Annotated in this window: 18 protein-coding genes; 16 read left to right on the top strand and 2 right to left on the bottom strand. The window is 65.1% G+C overall.

All coding sequences use genetic code 11. The annotated features are described in order from the left end of the window. The first annotated feature begins 73 nt into the window (after positions 1-73). The 9 genes from AACY13_RS04710 (at position 74) to AACY13_RS04670 (ending at position 12,082) form a co-directional block, all read left to right on the top strand. Positions 74-1,501 carry a sigma-54-dependent transcriptional regulator gene (locus AACY13_RS04710; protein ID WP_339459636.1) on the top strand — a complete coding sequence of 476 codons (1,428 nt, stop codon included), beginning with the start codon at positions 74-76 and terminating at the stop codon, positions 1,499-1,501. A gap of 711 nt (positions 1,502-2,212) precedes the next feature. Continuing rightward, positions 2,213-3,619, top strand: a complete 1,407-nt coding sequence (locus tag AACY13_RS04705) for a polynucleotide adenylyltransferase PcnB (RefSeq protein ID WP_339459635.1) — start codon at positions 2,213-2,215, stop codon at positions 3,617-3,619. After that, on the top strand, positions 3,616-4,110 hold the full coding sequence (gene folK, locus AACY13_RS04700; protein WP_445262524.1) for a 2-amino-4-hydroxy-6-hydroxymethyldihydropteridine diphosphokinase: 495 nt from the start codon (positions 3,616-3,618) through the stop codon (positions 4,108-4,110). Before AACY13_RS04705 ends, folK begins: the two co-directional genes overlap by 4 nt. Before the next feature lie 208 nt (positions 4,111-4,318). Beyond that, positions 4,319-5,119, top strand: coding sequence for a 3-methyl-2-oxobutanoate hydroxymethyltransferase (panB, locus tag AACY13_RS04695; protein ID WP_339459632.1), 801 nt, complete (start codon positions 4,319-4,321; stop codon positions 5,117-5,119). Continuing rightward, on the top strand, positions 5,116-5,970 hold the full coding sequence (panC, locus tag AACY13_RS04690; RefSeq protein WP_339459631.1) for a pantoate--beta-alanine ligase: 855 nt from the start codon (positions 5,116-5,118) through the stop codon (positions 5,968-5,970). Before panB ends, panC begins: the two co-directional genes overlap by 4 nt. 126 nt (positions 5,971-6,096) lie before the next feature. Continuing rightward, positions 6,097-7,761, top strand: a complete 1,665-nt coding sequence (pgi, locus tag AACY13_RS04685; protein ID WP_339459630.1) for a glucose-6-phosphate isomerase — start codon at positions 6,097-6,099, stop codon at positions 7,759-7,761. 112 nt (positions 7,762-7,873) lie between these two features. Then, the gene (gene acs, locus AACY13_RS04680; RefSeq protein ID WP_339459629.1) at positions 7,874-9,811 is read left to right on the top strand and encodes an acetate--CoA ligase; all 1,938 of its coding nucleotides are present in this window, start codon (positions 7,874-7,876) and stop codon (positions 9,809-9,811) included. Between the two features lie 108 nt (positions 9,812-9,919). Beyond that, positions 9,920-10,798, top strand: coding sequence for an oxygenase MpaB family protein (locus AACY13_RS04675; protein ID WP_339459628.1), 879 nt, complete (start codon positions 9,920-9,922; stop codon positions 10,796-10,798). Positions 10,799-10,903: 105 nt separating this feature from the next. Then, positions 10,904-12,082, top strand: a complete 1,179-nt coding sequence (locus AACY13_RS04670; RefSeq protein ID WP_339459626.1) for an acetyl-CoA C-acetyltransferase — start codon at positions 10,904-10,906, stop codon at positions 12,080-12,082. Positions 12,083-12,148: 66 nt separating this feature from the next. Here the strand turns inward: AACY13_RS04670 and AACY13_RS04665 are convergent, their stop codons facing one another. Then, positions 12,149-13,069 (bottom strand): LysR family transcriptional regulator, encoded by a 921-nt coding sequence (locus AACY13_RS04665; protein ID WP_339459624.1) that lies wholly within the window; start codon positions 13,067-13,069, stop codon positions 12,149-12,151. Positions 13,070-13,294: 225 nt separating this feature from the next. Here AACY13_RS04665 and AACY13_RS04660 point away from each other — a divergent pair, with 225 nt between their 5' ends. The 4 genes from AACY13_RS04660 (at position 13,295) to AACY13_RS04645 (ending at position 19,250) form a co-directional block, all read left to right on the top strand. Next, positions 13,295-14,788 (top strand): aldehyde dehydrogenase, encoded by a 1,494-nt coding sequence (locus AACY13_RS04660; RefSeq protein ID WP_339459623.1) that lies wholly within the window; start codon positions 13,295-13,297, stop codon positions 14,786-14,788. Positions 14,789-15,029: 241 nt separating this feature from the next. After that, the gene (locus AACY13_RS04655) at positions 15,030-16,460 is read left to right on the top strand and encodes an APC family permease (RefSeq protein ID WP_339459622.1); all 1,431 of its coding nucleotides are present in this window, start codon (positions 15,030-15,032) and stop codon (positions 16,458-16,460) included. 65 nt (positions 16,461-16,525) lie between these two features. Then, a complete protein-coding gene (locus AACY13_RS04650) occupies positions 16,526-17,908 on the top strand; it encodes an aspartate aminotransferase family protein (protein ID WP_339459621.1) in 1,383 nt (460 codons plus the stop codon). Positions 17,909-18,086: 178 nt separating this feature from the next. Continuing rightward, positions 18,087-19,250 (top strand): GGDEF domain-containing protein, encoded by a 1,164-nt coding sequence (locus AACY13_RS04645; RefSeq protein ID WP_339459620.1) that lies wholly within the window; start codon positions 18,087-18,089, stop codon positions 19,248-19,250. Positions 19,251-19,276: 26 nt separating this feature from the next. Here AACY13_RS04645 and AACY13_RS04640 read toward each other — a convergent pair whose 3' ends face one another. Further along, on the bottom strand, positions 19,277-19,981 hold the full coding sequence (locus AACY13_RS04640) for a DUF6901 family protein (protein ID WP_339459618.1): 705 nt from the start codon (positions 19,979-19,981) through the stop codon (positions 19,277-19,279). 150 nt (positions 19,982-20,131) lie between these two features. Between AACY13_RS04640 and AACY13_RS04635 the strand changes: the two genes are divergently transcribed. The 3 genes from AACY13_RS04635 to AACY13_RS04625 are packed head-to-tail and all read left to right on the top strand — an operon-like array spanning position 20,132 to position 23,312. After that, positions 20,132-21,415, top strand: coding sequence for an ATP-binding protein (locus AACY13_RS04635; protein WP_339459617.1), 1,284 nt, complete (start codon positions 20,132-20,134; stop codon positions 21,413-21,415). After that, positions 21,412-22,761: an HD domain-containing phosphohydrolase gene (locus AACY13_RS04630; RefSeq protein ID WP_339459616.1), complete on the top strand. Its 1,350-nt coding sequence runs from the start codon at positions 21,412-21,414 to the stop codon at positions 22,759-22,761. The genes AACY13_RS04635 and AACY13_RS04630 overlap by 4 nt, the downstream gene beginning before the upstream one ends. Further along, the gene (locus AACY13_RS04625; protein ID WP_339459615.1) at positions 22,761-23,312 is read left to right on the top strand and encodes a response regulator; all 552 of its coding nucleotides are present in this window, start codon (positions 22,761-22,763) and stop codon (positions 23,310-23,312) included. The genes AACY13_RS04630 and AACY13_RS04625 overlap by 1 nt, the downstream gene beginning before the upstream one ends. Positions 23,313-23,326 lie beyond the last annotated feature (14 nt).

Raw genomic sequence — 23,326 nt, 5'->3', positions numbered from 1 at the left:
AGCTACTAGAGAACCCCCCGGCGAGGTCGAAAGACCCCGTGAGGGTTTCCGAGACCGTCGAGAGACCGAATTGATGCCTCATATTTTGATCGTCGAAGACGAAACCATTATCCGCTCTGCCTTGCGTCGCCTGCTGGAACGCAACCAATACCAGGTCAGCGAAGCCGGTTCGGTGCAAGAGGCGCAGGAACGCTTCAGCATTCCCGGCTTCGACCTGATCGTCAGCGACCTGCGCCTACCCGGCGCGCCCGGCACCGAGCTGATCAAGCTCAGCCAGGGCACCCCGGTGCTGATCATGACCAGCTACGCCAGCCTGCGTTCGGCGGTCGACTCGATGAAGATGGGCGCGGTGGACTATATCGCCAAGCCCTTCGACCACGACGAAATGCTCCAGGCCGTGGCGCGCATCCTGCGCGATCACCAGCAGGCCAAGCAGGTCCCCAGCGCCCCCGCCGCCAGCCCGCGGGCCAACGCCGACAAAGCGGTGGACAACAGCAACGGCGAAATCGGCATTATCGGCTCCTGCCCGGCCATGCAGGAGATGTACAGCAAGATTCGCAAGGTCGCGCCGACCGACTCCAACGTGCTGATCCAGGGCGAGTCCGGCACCGGCAAGGAGCTGGTGGCCCGCGCCCTGCACAACCTCTCGCGGCGCGCCAAGGCCCCGCTGATCTCGGTGAACTGCGCCGCCATCCCGGAAACCCTGATCGAATCCGAACTGTTCGGCCATGAGAAAGGGGCCTTTACCGGGGCCAGCGCCGGCCGTGCCGGCCTGGTGGAAGCCGCCGACGGCGGCACCCTGTTCCTCGACGAAATCGGCGAACTGCCCCTGGAAGCCCAGGCCCGTCTGCTGCGCGTGTTGCAGGAAGGCGAGATCCGCCGGGTCGGCTCGGTGCAGTCGCAGAAGGTCGACGTGCGCCTGATCGCCGCCACCCACCGCGACCTCAAGAGCCTGGCCAAGATCGGCCAGTTCCGCGAAGACCTGTATTACCGCCTGCACGTGATCGCCCTCAAGCTGCCGCCCCTGCGCGAACGCGGGGCCGACGTGATCGAGATCGCCCGCGCCTTCCTGATCCGCCAGTGCAACCGCCAGGGCCGTAACGACCTGAGCTTTGCCAACGATGCCGAACAGGCGATCCGCCACTACCCCTGGCCGGGTAACGTGCGCGAACTGGAAAATGCCATCGAGCGCGCGGTGATTCTCTGCGAGGGCACCAGTATTTCCGCAGAGCTGCTGGGCATCGACATCGAGCTGGACGACTTGGAGGATGACTATAGCGGCCTGTCCGGCCAGGCCAGTGGCCTGGGTCACGAGCCCAGCGAGCCGACCGAAGACCTGTCACTGGAAGACTACTTCCAGCACTTCGTCCTCGAACACCAGGACCATATGACCGAGACCGAGTTGGCGCGCAAGCTCGGCATCAGCCGCAAGTGCCTGTGGGAACGCCGCCAGCGCCTGGGCATCCCCCGGCGTAAATCCTCGGGGGCCGCGACAGGCTAGTGGGCGCGCACGGTGACAAATCATCGTGCCCAAGGTTCCGCAGCCTGTTACCTCTTCAACACCTAGTAACAAAAGCCGGGTCTTACGGTAACGAGAACCCGGCTTTTTTAGCCCTACCCATCGCAGGCAAAAAACGCAAAGCCTTGTTTTTAAAGGGTTTTCAAAAACTGGCACGGGTTCTGCTTTATTGCTGGTACAACAACAATAACAAGCACGCACCAACCTAATAAAAATAAGACATACCGACTCCAGCACAATAAGTACAACAACGCGGAGGCGCAGCTAACTGATTCTTTTGGAAAGGAATTGCCTTTGGGGCTTGCCCCATAACCAGGCCGAGAACAATAAAACTGCCACAAGGCAGTGCCTGAACTGGTTAGGTCACTTGGTGATCAGGGTAGCGTCAGCATCCAAAGAAATCCGTTTGCTCTTAACTCCCAGCCTGGGAGGTTTTCCAAAAGTCTTTGACTGGATGGAACGGGTAAATCAACAAAAACAACTAGCCCGCCATAATAATAAAAATAGAGCACGCACCAATTTGGGGGGGAGCTTCGGCTCCCCCAGTAGCTTCCGCGTTTTGCTAAGCTCACCGCCTTTCCTGCAGCAATCCCTCGACTCTCCTACACCCTCCCCCGACTCAATGCTAGAATCCGCGCCATTCCTGCGGCCGGCATATACTCTGGCCAGTCATTTAGTCAAACAGTGCCTCCCATGCTGAAAAAGCTGTTCAAGTCCTTTCGTTCCCCTCTGCGCCGCGGCAAACACTCGCACAGCACCCCCGAAGTGCTAAGCAGCAGCCAGCACCCCATCGAGCGCCGGGAAATCAGTCGCTATGCCACCAGCGTGGTCGAGCGCCTGCAACATGCCGGCTACCAGGCCTATCTGGTCGGTGGCTGCGTGCGTGACCTGCTGCTGGATATCGACCCCAAGGATTTCGACGTCGCCACCAGCGCCACGCCCGAACAGGTACGCGCCGAGTTCCGCAATGCGCGGGTGATCGGCCGGCGGTTCAAGCTGGTACACGTGCACTTCGGCCGCGAAATCATCGAAGTGGCCACCTTCCGCGCCAATCACCCCGAAGGCGATGAGGAAGAGAACAGCAACCTGTCTTCACGCAACGAAAGCGGGCGCATCCTGCGCGACAATATTTACGGCAGCCTGGAAGACGACGCCCAGCGCCGCGACTTCACCATCAATGCGCTGTATTACGACCCCGGCACCGAGCGTATCCTCGACTACGCCAATGGCGTGCACGACATCCGCAACCACCTGGTCCGCCTGATCGGCGATCCGACCAAGCGCTACCAGGAAGACCCGGTGCGCATGCTGCGGGCGGTGCGCTTCGCCGCCAAGCTGGATTTCGACATCGAGAAACACAGCGCCGCCCCCATCTACAAGCTGGCCCCGATGCTGCGGGAAATCCCCGCCGCCCGCCTGTTCGAGGAAGTGCTCAAGCTGTTCCTCGCCGGTTACGCGGTCTACACCTATGAACTGCTGGTGGACTACGGCCTGTTTGGCGAGCTGTTCCCGGCCAGTGCCGCGGCACTCAAGAACAACCCGGATTACACCGACCAGCTGATCCGCAACGCCCTGGGTAACACCGACCTGCGTATCCAGCAAGGCAAGACCGTCACCCCGGCTTTCCTCTTCGCCGCCCTGCTCTGGCCGGCGCTGCCGGCACGGGTGATCAAGCTGCAGGAGCGCGGCATGCCGCCGATCCCGGCCATGCAGGAAGCCGCCCACGAACTGATCAGCGAACAGTGCCTGCGCATCGCCGTGCCCAAGCGCTTTACCCTGCCGATCCGCGAGATCTGGGATATGCAGGAGCGCCTGCCACGGCGCAGCGGCAAGCGCGCCGACCTGCTCCTGGAGAACCCGCGCTTCCGCGCCGGCTACGATTTCCTCCTGCTGCGCGAAAGCGCCGGCGAGCAGACCGATGGCCTGGGCGACTGGTGGACCCTCTACCAGGACGCCAGCGACAGCGAGCGTCGCGGCATGATCCGCGACCTCAGCAGCAAGGACGACGGCCCAGGCGCGCCGCGCAAGCGCAAGCGCAGTAGCAGCAAGCGCAAACGCAGCCCGGCCGCGGACGGCAGCAGCCCCAGCGCTGGCGAATGATGGAACGGGTCTATATCGGCCTGGGCAGTAACCTGGCCGATCCGCTCGAACAACTGCGCAGCGCCCTGGCGGCGCTGGCGGCCCTGCCGCAGACGAGCCTGACGGCGCAGTCCTCCTTCTATATCAGCGACCCGCTCGGCCCGGCTGACCAGCCGCGCTACGTCAATGCCGTGGCCGCACTGGACACCGAACTCCCCCCCCTGGAACTGCTCGACGCCCTGCAGGCCATCGAGCAGGAGCAGGGCCGCATGCGCAAGGCCGAACGCTGGGGCCCACGCACCCTCGACCTGGATATCCTGCTGTTCGGTGAACGCCAGCTGGATGAACCGCGCCTGACCGTGCCGCACTACCATATGCACGCCCGCGCCTTCGTCCTCTACCCCCTGGCGGAAATCGCCCCGCAGCTGTATCTGCCGGACGGCCGCGCCCTCAGCGCACTGCTCGCCGCCTGCCCCTTCGCAGGTCTGGAGCGCATAGACGAATCACGTTGAACCTGCTTTTCATGGCGCATAACCGAGCGCAGCAGGTTTTATTGGCGGTAACGCCAGTAACAGGCCGGTAACACCTGCAATTGACTTCCAGCCGCCCCATCAGGACTATAGGCGTCCCGTTGCCCCGCACCGGTGCAATTCGAGGCCAATGCAGGCCAACTTGAGGCAGCGCGACTGCCGACTGAATGCCTGAGTGAGGACAGTTTTCATGCCTGATGTAACCCTGACCACCCTGCACAGCCTCAAGCAGAGCGGCGAGAAGATCGCCATGCTGACCTGCTATGACGCCACCTTCGCCCAGGCCGCCTGCGAGGCCGGGGTTGATGTACTGCTGGTGGGCGACTCCCTGGGTATGGTTCTGCAGGGCCATGACAGCACCCTGCCGGTCAGCGTGAGCGATATGGCCTACCACACCGCCTGCGTCAAACGCGGCAACCGGGGCGCATTGATCCTCGCCGACCTGCCCTTTATGGCCTACGCCACCCTCGAACAGACCCTGAACAACTGCGCCGCACTGATGCAGGCCGGTGCCCATATGGTCAAACTGGAAGGCGCGGCCTGGCTGGCCGAGCCGATTCGCCAGCTGGCCGAGCGCGGTGTGCCGGTATGCGCGCACCTGGGGCTGACGCCGCAGGCGGTGAATATCCTCGGCGGCTACAAGGTTCAAGGACGTCAGGAAGCCCAGGCGCGGCAGATGCGTGCCGACGCCATGGCCCTGGAGCAGGCCGGCGCGGCCATGCTGCTGCTCGAGTGCGTGCCCAGCGAACTGGCCGCGGAAATCAGCCAGGCGGTGAAGATTCCGGTGATCGGCATCGGCGCGGGCGGCGCAACCGACGGCCAGGTGCTGGTACTGCACGATATGCTCGGGCTGTCCCTGAGCGGCCGCACGCCCAAGTTCGTGAAGAACTTCATGACCGGCCAGAGCAGCATCCAGCACGCCCTCAGCGCCTATGTCAAAGCGGTCAAGGACCAGAGCTTCCCAGCAGCCGAACACGGGTTTTCTGCATGAACACAGTTAAAAGCGTGCGCGAATTGCGCGCCGCCATTGCCCAGGCCCGCAGCGAGGGCAAACAGATCGGTTTCGTACCGACCATGGGCAACCTGCATGCCGGCCATGCCGCCCTGGTGGCCAAAGCCGCCCAGCGCGCCGATTTCGTGGTGGCCAGCATCTTCGTCAACCCCCTGCAGTTCGGCCCCAGCGAAGACCTGGACACCTACCCGCGGACCCTGGTCGCCGATCAGGAGAAGCTCTTCGAAGCCGGCTGCAACCTGCTGTTTACCCCGGATGTCGAGGAGATGTATCCCCACGGCCTGGCCGGTCAGACCCGGGTCAGCGTTGCCGGCGTCTCCGAAGGCCTGTGCGGGGCCAGCCGCCCTGGGCATTTCGAAGGCGTGGCCACGGTGGTGACCAAGCTATTCAATATGGTCCAGCCGGATCTGGCGGTGTTCGGCCAGAAGGACTACCAGCAACTGGCGGTGATCCGCACCCTGGTGCGCGACCTGAACATGCCGATCCAGATCATCGGCGAGCCCACCGTACGCGCCGAGGATGGTCTGGCGCTGTCGTCGCGCAACGGTTACCTCGACGCCGAACAGCGCGCCGCGGCCCCTGCCCTGTATCGCAGCCTGGAACAGATCGCCAGCGCCATCCGGGCCGGCGAACGCGACTACCCCGGACTGATCGCCCAGGCTCAGCAACTGCAGAGCGCGGCCGGTTTCCAGCCCGACTACCTGGAGATCCGCGAAGCGAACAGCCTGCGCCCGGCCAGCGCCGAGGACCGCCAGCTGGTGATTCTGGTCGCGGCCTTTATCGGCAGCACCCGCTTGATCGACAACCTGGTTCTGGAGCTGGACGCCTGAGCCCGGCCGGGTAATCCGCGCACCCGACGGTTGCCTGCCCCCCGCCCCTGCCAGTTACACTCGAGGCCCGGATTGTTCCGGGCCTTTTGCTTTTCGCCACCGACCACGACAAGGAATCCACCGCCAATGGCCTATTACCAGCAACCGCATGACGTCACTCAGCTGCCCGCCTGGCAGGCACTGCGCCAGCACCGCGAACAGATGAACGACTTCAGCATGCGCGAGGCCTTTGCCGGCGACCCACAGCGCTTTGACCGCTTCTCCCTGAGCAGCTGTGGCCTGCTGCTGGATTACTCGAAGAACCTGATCAGCGAAAAAACCCTGACGCTGCTGGTGCAACTGGCCGAGCAGGCCGGCCTGGGCGAATCGATCGAGGCCCAGTTCAATGGCGAGCGGGTCAATGCCTCGGAAGGCCGTGCGGCGCTGCACACGGCCCTGCGCAGCCCGATCGGCAAGCGCCTGGAGCTGGACGGGGTCGACCTGATCCCGCAGGTGCACCGGGTCCTCAACCAGATGACCGAGCTGGTCAGCCGCATCCACAGTGGCCTGTGGCGCGGTTACAGCGAAAAGCCCATCACCGAGGTGGTGAATATCGGTATCGGCGGCTCCTTCCTCGGCCCGCAGCTGGTTTCCGAAGCGCTGCGGCCCTTTACTCAGCGCGGCGTACGCTGCCATTACCTGGCCAATATCGACGGCAGCGAGTTCCGCGACCTGACCGCCCGGCTGAACCCGGAAACCACCCTGTTTATCGTTTCGTCCAAGTCCTTCGGCACCCTGGAAACCCTGAAGAACACCCTGGCCGCGCGCGACTGGTACCTGGCCATGGGCGGCCCGGAAGCCGAGCTGCACAAACACTTTATTGCGGTCACCAGCAACCAGCAGGCCGCCATCGAGTTCGGCATCAAGGCCGAGAACATCTTCCCGATGTGGGACTGGGTGGGCGGCCGCTACTCCCTGTGGTCGGCCATCGGCCTGCCCATCGCCCTGGCCATCGGCATTTCCAACTTCAAGGAACTGCTGGCCGGGGCCTACGCCATGGATCAGCATTTCGCCCAGGCCCCGCTGGCGCAGAACATGCCGGTGCTGATGGCCCTGCTGGGCATCTGGTACGGCAATTTCTGGGACGCCACCAGCCAGGCCATCCTGCCCTACGACCACTACCTGCGTAACTTCACCAAGCACCTGCAGCAACTGGACATGGAGTCCAACGGCAAGTCGGTGCGCCAGGACGGCAGCCCAGTGGACTTCAGCACCGGGCCGGTGATCTGGGGCGGGGTCGGCTGCAACGGCCAGCACGCCTACCACCAGCTGCTGCACCAGGGCACCCAACTGATCCCGGCCGACTTTATCGTCCCGGTGAACAGCTTCAGCCCCCTGGCCGACCACCACCAGTGGCTGTTCGCCAACTGCCTGTCCCAGGCCCAGGCCCTGATGCACGGCAAGACCCGCGCCGAGGCCGAGGCCGAGCTGCGCGCCCAGGGCCTGGACGAGGCCGAGGTGCAGCGCCTGGCTCCACACAAGGAAATTCCCGGCAACCGCCCGAGCAATATCCTCGTACTGACCCGCGTGGCCCCCTACAACCTGGGGGCGCTGATCGCCCTGTACGAGCACAAGGTCTTCGTGCAGAGCGCCATCTGGGGCATCAACGCCTTCGACCAGTGGGGTGTCGAACTGGGCAAGGAGCTGGGCAAGGGCGTCTACCAGCGCCTCACCGGGCAGCTCGACGAAGCGGCCAGCGATGCCTCGACCCAGGGCCTGATCCGCCACTTCCGCGAGCGTCATCGCGGCTGACGGGCGCGCGCCGCTGCCGGGCCATGGCGGGGCTCGGCAGCGACACTTGAACCGAGCCCCCGCTTGGGTGCACCCTTGGGGGTATCGCGGAACACAACAACAAGGACCCGCCATGTTCGAGATCACCCGCCATCCCGTCACTGCTGCCATGCGCCAGCGCGCCCATATCAACGACGACGATTACCAGCGTCTGTACCGCCAGTCGGTCGAACAACCGGACATCTTCTGGGCCGAGCAGGCGAAAAGCTTCCTCGACTGGTTCAAGCCCTGGGACAGCATCCAGCAAGGCGATCTGCTCAGTGGCCAGGGCAGCTGGTTCAAGGGCGGGCAGCTGAATGTCAGCTACAACTGCATCGACCGTCATCTGGCCACCCGGGGCGAGCAGATCGCCCTGATCTGGGAAGGCGACAACCCCAGCGAATCGGCCAACATCACCTACAACAAGCTGCACAGCCACGTCTGCCGCCTGGCCAACGTGCTGAAAAGCCGTGGGGTGAAGAAAGGCGACCGGGTGTGCATCTATATGCCGATGATCCCCGAAGCCACCTACGCCATGCTCGCCTGCACCCGTATCGGCGCGGTGCATTCGGTGGTGTTCGGCGGCTTCTCCCCGGACGCGCTGCGCGACCGCATCCTCGATGCAGACTGCCGCACCGTGATCACCGCCGACGAGGGCGTACGCGGCGGCAAGTACGTGGCGCTCAAGGCCAACGTCGACAAGGCGTTGCAGAGCTGCCCGGCGGTGTCCAGCGTGGTGGTGGTCGAGCGCACCCAGGGTGAGATCGACTGGGTGGAAGGCCGCGACATCTGGTACCACAAGGCCCTGCACGAGGCCTCCAGCGACTGCCCAGCGGAGCCGATGGACGCCGAGGACCCGCTGTTTATCCTCTATACCTCGGGATCGACGGGCAAGCCGAAGGGCGTGCTGCACAGCACCGGCGGCTATCTGCTGATGGCCGCCATGACCCACAAGTACGTGTTCGACTACCACGAAGGCGATATCTACTGGTGCACCGCCGACGTCGGCTGGGTCACCGGACACAGCTATATCGTCTACGGCCCCCTGGCCAACGGGGCCACCAGTCTGGTGTTCGAAGGCGTGCCGAACTACCCGGACGCCTCGCGCTTCTGGCAGGTGATCGACAAGCATCAGGTGAATATCTTCTACACCGCCCCGACCGCCCTGCGCGCACTGATGCGCGAGGGCGAGGCCCCGGTCAAGGCCACCTCGCGGGCCAGCTTGCGCCTGCTCGGGTCGGTGGGCGAACCGATCAACCCGGAAGCCTGGGAGTGGTATTTCAACGTGGTCGGCGAGCGCCGCTGCCCCATCGTCGACACCTGGTGGCAGACCGAAACCGGGGCCATCCTGATCACCCCACTGCCCGGTGCCACCGACCTCAAACCTGGCTCGGCGACCCGGCCGTTCTTCGGCGTGCAGCCGGTGCTGCTGGATGAACAGGGCAAGGAAATCGACGGCCCAGGCTCAGGCGTGCTGGCGATCAAGGACAGCTGGCCGAGCCAGATCCGCAGCGTCTACGGCGATCACCAGCGCATGATCGACACCTACCTCAAGCCCTACCCCGGCTACTACTTCAGCGGCGACGGCGCGCGCCGCGACGAGGACGGCTACTACTGGATCACCGGACGGGTCGACGACGTGATCAACGTCTCCGGCCACCGCATCGGCACCGCCGAGGTGGAAAGCGCCCTGGTCCTGCATGACGCGGTCGCCGAGGCGGCGGTGGTCGGCTACCCCCACGACCTCAAGGGCCAGGGAATCTATGCCTTCGTCACCCCGATGAACGGCGTGGAGGTCAGCGAAGAATTGAAGAAAGAGCTGCTGGCCCTGGTCGGCAAGGAGATCGGCGGCTTCGCCAGACCGGAGCTGATCCAGTGGGCACCGGGCCTGCCCAAGACCCGCTCGGGCAAGATCATGCGGCGCATCCTGCGCAAGATCGCCTGCAACGAGCTGGAAAACATGGGCGACACCTCGACCCTGGCCGACCCCAGCGTGGTGGACAGCCTGATCGAACAGCGCCTGAACCGATAAAGCGGTGCTCACGTAGGAGCTAGCTTGCTGGCGATCCGCACCTGATCGTCAGCAATAACTAGGCGTCCCCCTGGCTCCTACAACCCCTCACTCGAGCCATAGCGCGTCATGGAATTTCTTCGCCGCCGGATCGAAAGCCAGGTACTCAGCCTCAGCGGCATCGCCCTCGGCCAGATCGACTTCGAGAAGCCCAAGGGTGACCCCGGCCTGTTCGGCCCGGACTCGGTGAGCTGGCAGGTGCATGGCGACTTCACCAGCATGCTGATCGGCGGCATCAGCGCCCTGCTCCTGCAAGCGCTGCACCCGCTGGCCCTGGCCGGGGTGTGGGACCATTCCAACTTTCGCGACGACCTGCTCGGCCGCCTGCGCCGCACCGGGCAATTTATTTCCGGCACCACCTACGGTTGCCGCGCCGATGCCGACTGGCTGATCGAGCGGGTCAGGACCATCCACCTCAAGGTCAGCGGCACCGCGCCGGATGGCCGCGCCTATGCCGCCAGCGACCCGGCGCTACTGACCTGGGTGCATGTGGCCGAGGTGCACAGCTTCCTCCAGGCCCATCTGCGCTACCGCAACCCACTGCTGTCCGGCGCGGATCAGGACCGCTACTACGGGGAAATCGCCCTGATCGCCGAACGCCTGGGGGCCACCGGGGTGCCGCGCTCACGGGCCGAGGTCGCCGCCTATCTCGCTGCCATACGTCCCGAACTGCGCTGCGATCAGCGCTCCCTGGAGATTCTGCGCATCCTGCGGGGTGCCCCGGCCCCCAGCACCCTCGCCGCACCTGCGGCCCGGTTGTTGCTGCAGGCCGGCATCGACCTGCTGCCGATCTGGGCCCAGGACATGCTCGGCCAGCGGATCAGGCCGCTGCGCAGTCGCCTGATTCGGAGCGGTGTCCACAGCCTGGCCCCGCTGCTGCGCTGGGCCGTGCGCAGCGGTGCCATCCATCGCGCGCGCAAGCGCCTGCAGCTGCCGCCAGGCGGCTGAGCGGACGGCTGACCGGGCGGTTCGCGTGCTGGCCGCAGGCAAAGCCTCTGTGCCAACATAGCGGCCTTTCGCGGCCTGCCGCGCCCCCCAGATGAGGATCGCCCTATGCAAGACGTCGTCATAGTCGCCGCCACCCGTACCGCCACCGGCAGCTTCCAGGGTTCGCTGGCCAGCATTCCCGCCCCCGAGCTGGGCGCGGCCGTGATCCGCCAGCTGCTGGCGCAAACCGGCCTGGACGGCGCGCAAGTCGACGAAGTGATACTCGGCCAGGTGCTGACAGCCGGTAGCGGACAGAACCCGGCGCGCCAGGCCGCCATCCTCGCCGGCCTGCCCCACGCGGTGCCGGCCCTGACCCTGAACAAGGTCTGCGGTTCGGGCCTCAAGGCCCTGCATCTGGCCGCCCAGGCGATCCGCTGCGGCGATGCCGAGGTGATGATCGCCGGCGGCATGGAGAATATGAGCCTGTCGCCCTACGTGCTGCCCAAGGCCCGCACCGGCCTGCGCATGGGCCATGCGCAGATGCTCGACACGATGATCGTCGACGGCCTGTGGGACGCCTTCAACGACTACCATATGGGCATCACCGCCGAGAACCTGGTCGAGAAATACGACATATCCCGCGAAGCACAGGACGCCTTCGCCGCGGCCTCGCAGCAGAAGGCCTGCGCCGCCATCGAGGCCGGGCGCTTCGTTGCTGAAATCACCCCGATACTGATCCCCCAGCGCAAGGGCGACCCCATCGCCTTCGCCACCGACGAACAACCCCGCGCCGGCACCACGGCCGAGTCGCTGGGCAAGTTGAAAGCCGCGTTCAAGAAGGACGGTAGCGTCACCGCCGGCAACGCCTCCAGCCTCAACGACGGGGCCGCCGCGGTGCTGCTGATGAGCGCCGCCAAAGCCCAGGCCCTCGGCCTGCCGGTATTGGCGAAGATAGCCGCTTACGCCAACGCCGGCGTCGACCCGGCAATCATGGGCATCGGCCCGGTCAGCGCCACCCAGCGCTGCCTGGCCAAGGCCGGCTGGCAGCTCGACGAGCTGGACCTGATCGAAGCCAACGAGGCCTTCGCCGCCCAGGCCCTGGCCGTCGGCCAGGAACTGGGCTGGGACGCCAGCAAGGTCAACGTCAACGGCGGGGCCATCGCCCTCGGCCATCCTATCGGCGGCTCCGGCTGCCGGATTCTGGTGACCCTGCTGCACGAGATGATCAAGCGCGATGCCAAGAAGGGCCTGGCCACCCTGTGCATCGGCGGCGGTCAGGGCGTGGCGCTGGCCATCGAACGCTAGGCTTCCCCGTAGGGTGCGCCGTGCGCACCAGGTGTTTATGGCCTGGACTGGTGCGCACAGCGCACCCTACTCATTGCTAGCCGTCGGTGCGCCCAACTGCTCCTTGCAGAACTCGACAAACAGCTGCGCCGGCTTGGTCAGCTGCGCGCGTTTCAGCCAGGCGGCGGCCAATCCCGAGCTGGTCACCGGTTCGGCAATATCCACCATCACCACCTTCTTGCCGTCGTAGGTGCACTCCGAATGCGGCCGGGTCACCAGCAGGGAGAAGCCGAAGCCCTGACCGACCATGCCGCGGACCATCTCGATCGACGGCGAGCTGAAGACGATATTGGGCGTCAGGCCCAGCTCCTCGAACAGGCTGACGAAGTAGGTGCGGCTCGGCTGCACGTCGAGCAGGATCATCGGCTCCAGGCACAGGTCGCGCAGCGACACCTGGGCCTGGCCGGTAAAGCGGTGGCCTTCGGGCAATAGCGCATAGGGCTTCTGCGCCGGCATCAGCGCCTCGCTGGCGATGGTCGCATCGAGATCGTGGTCATAGAGGATCGCCAGATCGAAACGCCCGGCGGTCAGGCCCTGCACCAGCTCCTGCTGTTCGCCGTCGCGGATGCGGATTTCCACGCCCGGGTAGAGCGCATTGAAGCCGGCGATCAGGCGCGGCAGGTAGAGCGGCGCGACGGTCTCGAAGCAGCCGATATCGATCTGCCCGGCGACCACGTCATTGTCGGCCAGGGCGTTCTGTTCGAACTCGCGGGCCATGCGCAGCAGCTCCCCGGCCTTCTTGTAGAAGCGCGCACCGCCTGGGGTCAGCGACACGCCCTGGGCGTGGTGGCGGATAAACAACTGCTGGCCGAAGCTCTCCTCCAGGCCTTTGATCGCCGTGGAGATCGACGGCTGGGCGATATACAGCTTGCGCGAGGCCTCAGCCACGCTGCCGCACTCAACTGTAGTGACGAAATACTTGAGCTGGCGCAGGGTGTAGGCGGCCATGGATACCTCCTCGATAGCGGCCTGCTGGCCGTCTTGTGCTGACTATATGCAGCCAACATACCCCAGGCCCGCCACTGGGGCTGCCCAGTTTTTTAATGGCCTGCGAGCATATATTTACTAATTTTCCTCAAAGCCGACCTGGGCCACCATCGACCTCGACAACCACAAGAAGCCGCTTACGGCACCCGACAAGCCGTTTACGGCCCCGGTATGAGGATAGAGGCGATGTTGCAGTACAGCGATTGGCAAAAGCGCGCCGCCGCGCAAGGCTTTATCACCCAGGCCCTGATCGACGGCCAGTTGCGCCCGGCGCAGAGCGGCGCAACCTTCGCCTCGGTCAACCCGGCCAACAATCAACTGCTGGCCGAAGTCGCCGCCTGCGCCGCGGCCGATGTCGACGCGGCCGTGACCAGCGCCCGCCAGGCCTTCGAGCAAGGCCCCTGGGCGCGCATGGCACCGCGTGAGCGCAAGCAGGTGCTGCTGCGCCTGGCCGAGCTGATCATGGCCAACCGCGAAGAACTGGCGTTGCTCGACTCGCTGAACATGGGCAAGCCGGTAATGGATGCCTACAACATCGACGTGCCCGGCGCGGCGCAGGTCTTCAGCTGGTACGCCGAGGCCCTGGACAAGCGCTACGACGAGGTCGCCCCGACCGCCAGCGACGCCCTGGCCACCATCACCCGCGAGCCCCTGGGGGTGATCGGCGCGGTGGTACCGTGGAACTTCCCCCTGGATCTGGCCGCCTGGAAGCTGGCTCCGGCCCTGGCCGCCGGCAACTCGGTGGTCTTGAAGCCCGCCGAGCAGTCGCCCTTCTCCGCCCTGCGCCTGGGCCAGCTGGCTCTGGAAGCCGGCTTGCCGGCCGGGGTACTGAACGTGCTGCCGGGCCTGGGCGAAAGCGCCGGCAAGGCCCTGGGCCTGCATATGGACGTGGACTGCCTGGCCTTCACCGGCTCCACCGAGGTGGGCAAGTACTTTATGGCCTACGCGGCGCAGTCCAACCTCAAGCAGGTGTGGCTGGAGTGCGGCGGCAAGAGCGCCAACCTGGTGTTCGCCGACTGCCAGGACCTCGACCTGGCCGCGGAAAAGGCCGCCTTCGCGATCTTCTTCAACCAGGGCGAAGTCTGCTCGGCCAACTCGCGCCTGCTGGTCGAGCGCTCAATTCACGATGAGTTCGTCCAGCGCCTGATCGCCAAGGCGCAGCAGTGGCAACCGGGCGATCCGCTAAACCCGGCCAGCCGTGCCGGGGCCATAGTCGACTCGCGCCAGGCCGAGCGCATCATGGCTTTTATCGACCGCGCGCAGAGCCAGGGCGCGACTCTGGCCTGCGGTGGTCAGCGCCTGACGTGTAACGGTTCGGACAACTTTATCCAGCCGACCATCTTCACCGGCGTGACCGCGGACATGCAGCTGGCCCAGGAGGAAGTGTTCGGCCCGGTGCTGGCGATAATGCCCTTCGACAGTGAAGAGCAGGCCGTGCGCCTGGCCAACAGCAGCCAGTACGGCCTGGCCGCCTCGCTGTGGACCGACGACCTCAACCGCGCCCACCGCGTGGCCAAACGTCTACGTGCCGGCACCGTGTCGGTGAACACCGTGGACGCCCTCGACGTCTGCGTACCGTTCGGCGGCTGCAAGCAATCGGGCTTCGGCCGCGACCTGTCGCTGCATGCCTTCGACAAATACAGCCTGATGAAGACCACCTGGTTCCAGCTGCGCCCCTGAGCGCCGGCTGACGCCCTGCTGCGTTAACCCAGGCCCTTGCCCACACGGGCCTGAACAGACGCCAAACGCTACCCACAACTGCGCCTCCAAGAGTGCAGCAGACAACTGCGCTCTCAAGAGCTCGGAGATACCTGCGTTCTCAGAGCGCGGCGATAACTGCGTGCTCAGAACGCGGCGATAACTGCGGCCACTGCCGCGTGTGATTCACCTGACACAACAACAAGATTGCAGGAGAACTCCCATGCATGATCCCGATATCAGCCTTGCTTCCCCCCTTGGCCTGGCTCAGGCAAGCGCAGCCGCGCGCAAACGCAAACCCAGCCTGGGCCTGACCGCTCTGCTGGCCGTGGCCATCGGCCTGGTGGTTTCCCAGGGTGTGATGGTGCTGATGCTGCAAGGTGCTGGCATCGCCGGCCTGGGCTTTCTGATCCCCCTGGCCCTGGCCTTCGTCCTCGCCCTGACCTATGTGCTGTCGTTCGCCGAACTGGCGCTGATGATCCCCCGCGCCGGCAGCCTGAGCAGTTACACCGAGGTGGCCCTGGGGCATTTTCCGGCCATCCTGGCGACCTTCTCCGGCTATGTGGTGGTGGCGATGTTCGCCCTCTCGGCGGAATTGCTGCTGCTCGACCTGATCATCAATGAGGTGTATCCGGGTGCCTTCCCCAGCATGCTGATCGCCTATGGGGTGCTGGTGGCGTTTACCCTGCTCAACCTGCTCGGCATCGACATCTTCGCCCGCCTGCAGTCGGCCCTGGCGCTGATCATGGTCGTCGTGCTGCTGGCCCTGGGCCTGGCGGCGGTGACCGGCAGCGGCAGCGAGCCGGCGCTGAGCACCGCCATCAGCAGCGACTGGAACCCCATGGGAGCCAGCGTGATGACCCTGGTGGCGCTGGCCATCTGGGGCTTCGTCGGGGCCGAGTTCGTCTGCCCGCTGGTGGAAGAATCCCGTCGCCCGCAGCGCAATATTCCCTGGTCGATGATCCTCGGGGTGACGGTGATCTTTATCACCATCGCCCTCTACTGCGTCGGCGCGCTGCTCTATGTGCCCCAGGATGAACTGGCCGGCTCGGCCCTGCCGCACTACCTGTTCGCCACCGCCCTGTTCGGCGAAGGCGGCAAGATTTTCCTGGTAGTGGCCGCCATCACCGCCACCTGCAGCACGGTCAACACCTCGCTGGCGGCCATCCCGCGCATGCTCTACGGCATGGCGGTCAACGGCCAGGCCTTCCCGCAGTTCAAGCTGCTGAGCAAGAAGCACCAGGCTCCCTGGGTCGCCGTGCTGTTCGTCGCCCTGATCACCGGCCTGCCGGTGGTGTTTATGGGCGACGACCCGGCCGCGATCGGCCTGTTGCTGCTGGCCGCGGCTGTGGCCTGGCTGCTGGCCTATATCATCTGCCACCTGGATGTGATCGCCCTGCGCCGCCGCTACCCGGATCTGCCACGGCCGTTCAAGACGCCCTTCTACCCGCTGCCGCAGATCCTTGGCATCGCCGGCATGCTGGTGTCGATCTACTACGTGTCGCCCGCCCCGGAGATGACCGCGTCGATCTTCTACAGTGCAGGTGCGGTACTCGGCCTGGTATCGATCATCGCCGTGCTGTGGATCAAGCTGGTGATGCGCAAGCCCCTGTTTACCCCCGAGCCCATCGACAAGGTGCTGGCCCGTCAATGAAGTCCCGCCGGGGGCTCGCCCCCGACTTACTCGAACACCACAGCTAATCACCGAGGTTGTTGAAAATGACAGTCCCCCATACCCCCAACCGCCAGACCCAGGACTACCAGGCGCTGGATGCCGCCCACCATATCCATGCCTTTGTCGACCAGAAGGCGCTCAACGCCGAAGGACCCCGCGTGATGGTGCGCGGCGAGGGCCTGTACCTCTGGGACAACGACGGCAAGCGCTATCTGGACGGCATGTCCGGCCTGTGGTGCACCAACCTCGGCTACGGCCGCCAGGACCTGGTTCAGGCCGCGACCAAGCAGATGGAGCAGCTGTCGTACTACAACATGTTCTTCCACACCACTCACCCGGCGGTGGTCGAGCTGTCGGAAACCCTGTTCAGCCTGCTGCCGAGCCACTACAGCCACGCCATCTACACCAACTCCGGCTCCGAAGCCAACGAGGTGCTGATCCGCACCGTGCGCCGCTACTGGCAGATTCTCGGCAGGCCTGAGAAGAAGGTGATGATCGGCCGCTGGAACGGCTACCACGGCTCCACCCTGGCCGCCACGGCCCTGGGCGGGATGAAATTCATGCACGAGATGGGCGGCATGCTGCCGGATATCGCCCATATCGACGAGCCCTACTGGTACGCCAATGGCGCTGAGCTGACCCCGGCCGAATTCGGCCGCCGCTGCGCCCTGCAACTGGAGGAGAAGATTCTCGAACTGGGCGCGGAAAACGTCGCCGGCTTTATCGCCGAGCCCTTCCAGGGTGCCGGCGGCATGATCTTCCCGCCAGAAAGCTACTGGCCGGAGATCCAGCGCATCTGCCGCCAGTACGACGTGCTGCTGTGCGCCGACGAAGTGATCGGCGGTTTCGGCCGTACCGGCGAATGGTTCGCCCACCAGCACTTCGACTTCCAGCCGGATACCCTGTCCATCGCCAAGGGCCTGACCTCGGGCTATGTGCCCATGGGCGGCCTGGTACTGAGCAAGCGCATCGCCGAAGCACTGGTGGAACAAGGCGGGGTATTCGCCCACGGCCTGACCTATTCCGGCCACCCGGTGGCGGCCGCCGTGGCCCTGGCCAATATCAAGGCGCTGCGCGATGAAGGCGTGGTCAGCCAGGTCAAGGACGACACCGGCCCCTACCTGCAGCAGTGCCTGCGTCAGGTGTTCGGCGATCACCCGCTGGTCGGCGATATTCAGGGCACCGGCCTGGTCGCCGCCCTGCAGTTCGCCGAGGACAAGGCCAGCCGCAAGCGCTTCGCCAACGAGAACGATATCGCCTGGCGCTGCCGCACCATCGGCTTCGAGGAAGGCCTGATCATCCGTTCCACCCTGGGCCGCATGATCATGGCCCCGGCCCTGGTGGCCGGGCGCACCGAGCTGGACGAGCTGGTGGAAAAGACCAAACGGGCGGTGGATCGCACCGCCATGGAGCTGGGCCTGCTGTAAGCCGCACCTGCACCCCATGCCGGTGCGCAGCGCCCCTACACGACCAGGCCCGCCGCAGCGATGCAGCGGGCCTGGTCGTATGCGACGCGGGTCGCATCGCCTTGGCGACAAAAGCCCTGTAACTTAGGGCCCAGTGATGCCACCCCGACATCACCACTGAGTGGACGGAGCGCATAGGTTGCATATCGGCGGTATCGACTGGCAGACCCTGACTCAGCGGCAATGGCACCCCGTGCAGCTGGAACACAACCTGCACCGCCTGAAGCTGGCCGCGCCCCTGGCACCGCCGGTCAACCTGCTGCATATCTGGATGTTCTGGGGTCGCCCGGCGCAGTCGGCCAACGAGGCACTGTGGCTGCAGGGCATTATCCTGGCCCATGCCGGCATGCTGCTGTTCTTCGGCCTGCTGGCCCTGGCCGCCTGGTGGCTCGACCGTCGCCCACAGCGACTGCGGCTGCGCCAGGCATGTATCACAGTCGGCATTCTCGGCACCCTGGGCTTTGCCGCGCTGATCAGCAGCGTCGACCAGCTGGTGACCAGCAATATCACCCCACTGCTGGTCGGTTGCACCCTGGTGGCACTGGTGTTTCTGCATCGCCCGCTCGCCGCCCTGCTGCTGTTTGCCACGACCCTGGGGCTGTTTATCTGGGCCATCGGCCAAACCCAGAGCGACCCAGCCCTGCTACTCAGCAACCGGGTCAACGGCCTGTCCATCTGTGCCATTGCCATGGCCCTGGCTTGGTCGCAGTGGCACCACTTCGTCAAGATTCAGAGCCAACAACAACGCCTGGAGACCCAACAAGCGCTGCTTGAGCAGCAGAACGCCCGCCTCAGTTACCTGGCCGAACACGATCCGCTGAGCGGCCTGCTTAACCGCCGCGCCTTCGGCGAGATCGTCACCCACGAACTGCTGCGCGCCGAGCGCAACCAGCAGCCGTTGTGCCTGCTGATGCTCGACCTCGATCATTTCAAGCAGATCAACGACCAGTACGGTCACCCGCTGGGCGACCGGGTGATCCGCCAGACCGCCGCCCTGCTGGCCAGCCTGGTGCGGGCCAGCGACAGCCTGGCGCGTATTGGCGGTGAGGAGTTCGTTCTGCTGCTGCCCGATTGCGATCTGCAGCAGGGTCGGCAGGTCGCCGAGTTGCTGCGCCAGAACGTGGAGCAGCAATTACGTCGGGTCGACGGCCTGGAGCTGGCGCTGACCGTCAGCATCGGCCTGGTGGCCATTGCTGCCGGGCAGGCGTGCAGCTATGAGCGACTGTACGCCGCCAGCGACCGGGCGCTGTACCAGGCCAAGCACAGTGGCCGCAACCGGGTGGCAGGGGTGCCGCTGAACTAGTCGACCCACCGCCGCGCCACACGGGCTCAGTCGCCCGCCGGCTCGTCCAGGTACTCGGCGAAGAAGCGGTCCAGTTCGCCGTCGTAGCGGTCGAGGCTGTACAGGGTGTCGGCGGCCAGCAGGTCGAGCAGGATCAGGCCATTGATACTGGAATCCTCCTCGGCGGCGCAGCGCAGACGCTGAGCCATGCCCAGGTTGACCTGGCGCAGGTTGCGGTACACCGTGCGCAGCCCTTCCAGGTCCCAGTCCGCAGACAGGCCATGCTGCGTGCGCAGGTACTGGCCCAGCAGGTAGCTGCCCAACACCCGGAACAGTGTCTCGTCACTGCCGCTGAATGGCTGATGGAACCAGGCCATGGCCTTGAGCAGCCGGGTATGCGGGCAACCGCTGGCCGCGCCAATGGCCCCCAGCAACGAGCCGGCGGCACGCTGCAAGGTGGTGCGCTGGCGGATTTCCCGGTCACGCCAGCGCACCAGCACCTCCACCGGCTCGAACGAGGCATGGCTGGCCAGCATGCTGACCGGCTGCTGCAGGGCCGCCGCGAAGGGACAGAGCGCACTGTCCGCGACCGCCAAGGGGCAGTGCGGGCACTGCTGAAAATCCAGGCGAGCCCAGGCCGCCGCCTCGACCGGAGCGGCCGGCCCCTGCAGATCAACGCCGTGTTCCAACGTTTGCCCGTCGGCGAAGGTGAAGCGGTAGGCAATCAGTCTGTCACTCTCGGCATGGAGCATGGTCTAACCTGACTTATTGGCTAAACAACACAGGCAGTAGCACTTCGCCATGAACGGCATATTTATGGCGTCTGAATTCTGGCTACCCTGGGTGATTCGACTAATACTCTAGCCTAAGAGTCCAGTCTTGCTGCTAAGAAGGAACTTGCAATGGAAGGATTCACGGCTCAACTGCTCGGTGCCTTGATCGGCAATATCCACCTCGGAATCATAGTGCTGGATGCGCAGATGCGGATTCAGTACTGGAACCGCTTTGTCGCCGAGCGCTGCGCCACGCCCCTCGAACTGGCCGGCGGGCAGCTGCTGACCGAGGTCTTTCCGGAAGCCAGTTCGGCCGATTTCAGCCGCAGCATCGAACTGGCCCGCGAGCACAACCAGCATGTCTACAACCACTGGCTGGAAATGCCGCCGCTGCAGCTGCAGACCGCGGGCAGCGAGCCCAACCTGCTGGCCTTGCAGAGCACCCTGCTGTTTCCCTTCGCCACCCCGGACGGAACCGCGCATTTTGGCCTGGTGGTGTACGACACCAGCGCCGTGGCCCAGGGCAACGAGCAGCTGCGGGCCGCGCTCAAGGCCCTGGGCAGCAAGCAGGCCGAGCAGGACCAGCTGCTGCGCAAGCTGGAAACCGCCAACAGCCAACTGCTGCAATCGGAGAAGATGGCCGCCATCGGCCAGTTGGCCGCCGGGGTCGCCCATGAGATCAACAACCCCATCGGCTATGTGTTTTCCAACCTCAAGACCCTCGACGGCTATGTCCGCGACCTGCTGAAGATCGCCGATGCGGTGGATGCGGCCGGCGACCTCGATGAACTGCGCCAGCTCAAGCGCCAGCTGGAATACGACTATATCCGCGGCGATGTGGCGGCCTTGATCAGCGAATCGGAAGACGGCATCGACCGGGTCACCCGGATCATCAGCGCACTCAAGGACTTCTCCCATATCGAGGAGGACGAATTCCGCCCGGCCGACCTGCACCGCGGCCTGGACACCACCCTCAACGTGGTCAACAACGAGCTCAAGTACAAGGCCGAGGTGATCAAGGAATACGGCGAACTGCCCGAGGTCGAGTGCATCCTGTCGCAGATCAACCAGGTGGCGATGAACCTGCTGGTCAACGCCGCCCACGCCATCGAGCAGTTCGGCCGCATCACCCTGCGCACCGGCTGCGATAACGACTGGGCCTGGATCGAGGTCGAAGACAACGGCAAGGGCATCGACCCCAAACTGCTCAATCGCATCTTCGAACCCTTCTTCACCACCAAGCCGGTGGGCAAAGGCACGGGCCTGGGCCTGGCGCTGTCCTACAACATCGTGCAGAAACACAACGGCCGCATCGAGGTACACAGTGAGCCGGATGTCGGCACACGCTTTCGCATTACCCTGCCGATACGCCAGGTCAATGCCAGGCCACAAGCGGACGGCCCGCGCCCATGAATGCAGCCGAAACTCCGCCGCTCGCCACCCTGCTGCTGGTCGACGACGAGGAAAACATCCTCAACAGCCTGCGCCGGGTGCTGCGCAACGAACCCTACCGGCTCCTGACGTGCAACAGCGGCGAAGCGGCCCTGCAGCTGTTCGCCGAACAGCCCATCGACCTAGTGATTTCCGATGCGCGCATGCCCGGCATGGACGGTGCGGCGCTGCTGGCCCAGGTGCAGCAGCGCTGGCCGCACTGCCTGCGCATCCTGCTGACCGGCTATGCCGACCTGACCACCACGGTCAAGGCGATCAACCAGGGGCAGATCTACCGCTATATCAGCAAACCCTGGGATGACCACGAGCTGCGCCTGATCATCGGCCAGGCCCTGGCCTTCCAGCACTCCGAACGCGAGCGCATGCGCCTGGAAACCCTGGCCCGCGAGCAGAACCAGCGCCTGCAGGAGCTCAACGCAACGCTGGAGCAACGCGTGCGCGACCGCACCGCCGAACTTGAGCAGACCGCCGACATGCTCGACCTGGCCTACGCCGAGCTGCGCAGGAGCTATGTCACCGCCACCGAGGTGTTCGCCAACCTGGTCGGCCAGCGCCTGAGCAAGGAACAGCAGACCAACACCCAGGTGATCGCCCTGGTCAAGGCCTATGCCGACTTCCGCCAACTCGACGACTCCAGCAGCAACGACCTGGCGATGGCGGCGGCCATGTACAACATCGGCAAACTGACCTGGGATGACCACCTGCTGCAGCGCCCCGCCGACCTGCTGTACAAGGAAGAGCGGGCGCGCTACCGGCACTACCCGGTGGTCGGCGAAAGCCTGCTGATGACCCTGGAGCCGCTGCACGATGCCGGACGCCTGATCCGCCATCATCAGGAGCGCTGGGATGGCCAGGGCTATCCCGACCACCTGGCCGGCACGGCCATCCCCCTCGGCTCGCGCATCCTCAAGCTGGCGGTGGACTTTATCGAACTGCAGCGCGGCCTGATTCTGGAACGTCGGCTGAACCGCGACGAAGCCCTGCTGCTGATGCAGAAATACGCCGGGCGGCTGTACGACCCGCAGCTGTGCGAACACTTTATCGCCCTGTGCACCACCCTGGCCCCCGACCTGGCCCTGGCCGACGCCAGCATTCTCGCCCTGGATAGCCGCCGCCTGGAGCCAGGCATGGTGCTGGCGCGCAACCTCCACGCGGAAAACGGCATGCTCCTGCTCAACCAGGGCAAACCCCTGACCCGCGTACTGATCGACAAGCTGATCGCCTTCGAGACCTCCGAGGGGGGGCACTACACCCTGTTCGTGCGCAAGCCCGAAGACGCCGCGGCGCCCCCCGACGGAGAGCCATGATGATCAAGATCCAACTGCTTGATGACGACCCGCATATCCTCAGCGCCCTGCAGCGGGTGCTGCGTCCGCATCGCTGGGAGGTGCACAGTTTCAGCGATGGCCAGGCGGCGCTGGAGGCCCTCAGCGAACATGAGTTCGCGGTGATCATTTCCGACTACCAGATGCCCAGCCTCGACGGCATCACCTACCTGCAGTTCGCCAAGCAGCGCCAGCCCCATGCCATCCGCATGATGCTCAGCGCCCACGGCGATCGCCAGTCGATGATGCAGGCGATCAACCGGGCGGAGATCTACCGCTTCCTTTCCAAGCCCTGGGACGACTACGAACTAGAGGCGGCGATCGAGTCGGCCGTCGACCTCTACCTGCTGCGCTTCGAAAACCAGCGCCTGCTGGCCCAGGTGCGCAGCCAGCAATCGGCCATCGACCGCCAGGAACAGGAGTTGCAGCGCCTGGAGGACGAACACCCGGGCATCACCCGGGTCAGGCGCGACGCCCAGGGCGTGGTCCTGCTCGACCTCGACGAGGCGGATGAAAGCGAGCCCAACGGCTAGCGGAGGCGCGTATA

The sequence above is a fragment of the Pseudomonas sp. EA_105y_Pfl2_R69 genome (assembly GCF_963970915.1).
In the GTDB taxonomy this organism is placed as follows: domain Bacteria; phylum Pseudomonadota; class Gammaproteobacteria; order Pseudomonadales; family Pseudomonadaceae; genus Aquipseudomonas.
This window is presented reverse-complemented; position numbering and strand designations above follow the sequence as displayed.

Coding starts and splice junctions, on each gene's coding strand:
- AACY13_RS04710 (WP_339459636.1), top strand. CDS start 74: ATGCCTCATATTTTGATCGTCGAAGACGAAACCATTATCCGCTCTGCC.
- AACY13_RS04705 (WP_339459635.1), top strand. CDS start 2,213: ATGCTGAAAAAGCTGTTCAAGTCCTTTCGTTCCCCTCTGCGCCGCGGC.
- folK (WP_445262524.1), top strand. CDS start 3,616: ATGATGGAACGGGTCTATATCGGCCTGGGCAGTAACCTGGCCGATCCG.
- panB (WP_339459632.1), top strand. CDS start 4,319: ATGCCTGATGTAACCCTGACCACCCTGCACAGCCTCAAGCAGAGCGGC.
- panC (WP_339459631.1), top strand. CDS start 5,116: ATGAACACAGTTAAAAGCGTGCGCGAATTGCGCGCCGCCATTGCCCAG.
- pgi (WP_339459630.1), top strand. CDS start 6,097: ATGGCCTATTACCAGCAACCGCATGACGTCACTCAGCTGCCCGCCTGG.
- acs (WP_339459629.1), top strand. CDS start 7,874: ATGTTCGAGATCACCCGCCATCCCGTCACTGCTGCCATGCGCCAGCGC.
- AACY13_RS04675 (WP_339459628.1), top strand. CDS start 9,920: ATGGAATTTCTTCGCCGCCGGATCGAAAGCCAGGTACTCAGCCTCAGC.
- AACY13_RS04670 (WP_339459626.1), top strand. CDS start 10,904: ATGCAAGACGTCGTCATAGTCGCCGCCACCCGTACCGCCACCGGCAGC.
- AACY13_RS04665 (WP_339459624.1), bottom strand. CDS start 13,069: ATGGCCGCCTACACCCTGCGCCAGCTCAAGTATTTCGTCACTACAGTT.
- AACY13_RS04660 (WP_339459623.1), top strand. CDS start 13,295: ATGTTGCAGTACAGCGATTGGCAAAAGCGCGCCGCCGCGCAAGGCTTT.
- AACY13_RS04655 (WP_339459622.1), top strand. CDS start 15,030: ATGCATGATCCCGATATCAGCCTTGCTTCCCCCCTTGGCCTGGCTCAG.
- AACY13_RS04650 (WP_339459621.1), top strand. CDS start 16,526: ATGACAGTCCCCCATACCCCCAACCGCCAGACCCAGGACTACCAGGCG.
- AACY13_RS04640 (WP_339459618.1), bottom strand. CDS start 19,981: ATGCTCCATGCCGAGAGTGACAGACTGATTGCCTACCGCTTCACCTTC.
- AACY13_RS04635 (WP_339459617.1), top strand. CDS start 20,132: ATGGAAGGATTCACGGCTCAACTGCTCGGTGCCTTGATCGGCAATATC.
- AACY13_RS04630 (WP_339459616.1), top strand. CDS start 21,412: ATGAATGCAGCCGAAACTCCGCCGCTCGCCACCCTGCTGCTGGTCGAC.
- AACY13_RS04625 (WP_339459615.1), top strand. CDS start 22,761: ATGATCAAGATCCAACTGCTTGATGACGACCCGCATATCCTCAGCGCC.